The following is a 2,632-nucleotide window of genomic DNA, read 5'->3' on the forward strand; positions in this document are numbered from 1 at the left end:
TGTCCGCGTAACCCCCGGTCTGCAGCACGTCGGGGACGTTCCCGCTCTGGATCATCGTCTTGACCTGCTGGTCGATGTCGTTCCAGTTCACCACCTGGACATCGACCCGGATCTCCGGATTCGCCGCGGTGAACGCCGACACCACACCGTTCCAGTACGCCTTCGAGCTGTTCGACTCCTTGTCCCCGTAATCGGCGGCGACCAGCTTCAACGTCACACCACCCTCCGACGACCCCCCACCACCGCTACCGCAGCCCGCGAGGACGAGAACGCCGACCGTACACACCGCCGAGAGAGCGAGCACACGCCTGTTCACCACAGTCACCGCCTTGTGTTCACAGATGCTTGAAGATCGCTGGTTTCACGCAGCTCCGAAACCAGCTGTGCCGCGAAGTATTCACGAGGCGCGTCCGAGCGGTCCAGGGGCCGTTACCCGACCGTTGTGCTTCATCCTGCCCGAACGCCGCCAGGGTCTGCGCACTTCTGTTGACTATGGCGCCTATCTGAGCAGATTATTTCAGCCACTCGCCCGAGGCCCGCCTGTGCATGACAGTCCGCGGGCTCGGCGACCACCCCCGAAGGAATCGAAGGAGGCCACCCCCGTGGCAGATCGAGTCCCCCGCAGAAGACCGCTCCTCGCCGCACTCAGTGCGGCCCTGATCCCCGCCGCCTGCCTCCTGAGCACGGGCCCGGCGGCGGCGAACGACGGCGTCAGCCGGCCGGCCGCCAACTACTCCTCCGCCGCGACGCCCGGCGGGCCGATCGCCCCCCTGCCGCCGATGGGCTTCAACAACTGGGCGCGCTCGACCTGCCAGGCGCAGGCACCGCTCGACGGATCCGACCGGCTGAGCTACTCCTTCCAGCAGTACATGCAGGACAACGCCAAGGGCCTGTCCGACTCCGGGCTGATCGCCGCCGGCTACCGGACGATCACCGTCGACGACTGCTGGATGTACCGCAACGGCTCCGGCTACCTGCACGGGGCGAAGAACTGGGGCGGCGCGACCGACGTCCGCGACACCACCAAGCAGCCCGGTTTCGACTACGAGCTGACCGCCTACGGCGACTACCTGCACAGCCTGGGCGCCCGGTTCGGCATCTACGAGACCTCCGGCACGCACACCTGCAGCACGGCGGCGCCCACGGCGCCGAACCTGCCCAACGGCAGCGAGCACTACGAGCAGAACGACGCCGACTCCTTCGTCTCCTGGGGAGTCGACGCGCTCAAGTACGACAACTGCGGCCAGCAGGAGCCGATGCAGACGCTCGACACCCGGATGGCGAACGCCCTCGACACGGCCGTCACCAACGCCGCCAACGGGGGCAGGGCGACGCCGAACGTGATGTTCAACATCTCGGCCCCGGCCGCCTACGGCAACGGCGCCACCAAGTTCAACGCGATGACCTGGGTCCGCTCGCTCGGCCAGCTGTGGCGGGTCGGCCCGGACATCTACAACGACTACGACAACGGCGCCACCGACCCGTGGAACCAGCCGCTCGGCGTCCAGTCCTCCTACAACTTCGGGGCCTACCAGAGCTTCGACAACACCCTGGAGCTCAGCCGCTACCAGGGCCCGGGCAACTGGAACGACGCCGACATGCTGCTGATCGGCGACAACGGCATGACCACCGCCGAGGAGCGCAGCCAGATGTCGCTGTTCTCCGCGCTGGCCGCGCCGCTGGTGATCAGCACCGACGCCCGCAAGTTCTCGCCCACGTACATCACGGCCCACCCGGCCGAGGCCGCCCACCTCAACGCCTCGGTCGCGATCCTCGGCAACTCCGAGGTCATCGCGGTGGACCAGGACCCGCTGGGCGCCGGCGGCTACCGGGTGAGCGGCGGCCAGGCCAACGCGGACGGCACCCCGGCCGCGAGCAGCGGCGTCGACGTCGTGGTGAAGCCCCTGGCGGACGGCGGCCGCGCCGTCGTCGTCCTCAACAAGGGCCCGGCGTCCACGAGTTACACCCTCCCGCTGTCGCTCGCCGGCTTCGACACCACCGGCGGCGACTACACCGTCCGCGACCTGTGGGCCCACACCACCAGCACCTCCACCGGCACCGTCGCACTCACCATCGGCTCGCACGACAGCGCGATGCTCAGGATCACCCCGCCGAGCGGAAGCACCACCACCCCGCGCGGCCAGATCACCGCGAGCCGGAGCAGCTGGGGCAAGGCCTCGCTCTGCCTGGACAACTACCGGTCCGGCACCGGCACCGACAACCCGGTCGACGTCTACTACTGCTCCGGCAACTCCAATCAGCAGTGGCAGCTGGGCGGGGACGGCTCGATCCGGCTGCTGCAGAGCGGCACCTCGAACCTCTGCCTGACCGCCCAGAGCGGCTCCACCACCAGCCCGGTCAACGGCAAGGCCGGCCAGTGGGTCGGCGTCGCGCCGTGCGGCTCCGCGCCCGGCTTCCAGACCTGGACGTACAACCGGGACGGCAACCTCAAGCTGGCCGGCACCACCAAGTGCCTGGACGTGTACTCCGGTGCGACGTCCACCGCCGGCACCCCGGTCGACCTCTACGGCTGCGGCGCCGCTCCCACCGCCCTGCAGACCAACCAGACCTGGGCCGCGCCGTTCAGCGCACCGCCCGGCGCCTGACCCCCGGTGTGCGGGTCCCGCGGCGC

The 2,632-nt window shown here is 69.4% G+C and carries 2 protein-coding genes; one reads left to right on the top strand and one right to left on the bottom strand.

What is annotated here, in order from left to right:
- The coding region (locus ACFVHB_RS40065; protein WP_380332911.1) for an extracellular solute-binding protein at positions 1-217 on the bottom strand (217 nt) is incomplete at its 3' end.
- Positions 218-602: 385 nt separating this feature from the next.
- On the opposite strand from ACFVHB_RS40065, the gene ACFVHB_RS40070 reads away from it, so the two are divergent.
- On the top strand, positions 603-2,606 hold the full coding sequence (locus ACFVHB_RS40070; protein WP_380332913.1) for a ricin-type beta-trefoil lectin domain protein: 2,004 nt from the start codon (positions 603-605) through the stop codon (positions 2,604-2,606).
- Positions 2,607-2,632: the final 26 nt, after the last annotated feature.

This window comes from Kitasatospora sp. NPDC127111 (assembly GCF_042677465.1).
In the GTDB taxonomy this organism is placed as follows: domain Bacteria; phylum Actinomycetota; class Actinomycetes; order Streptomycetales; family Streptomycetaceae; genus Kitasatospora.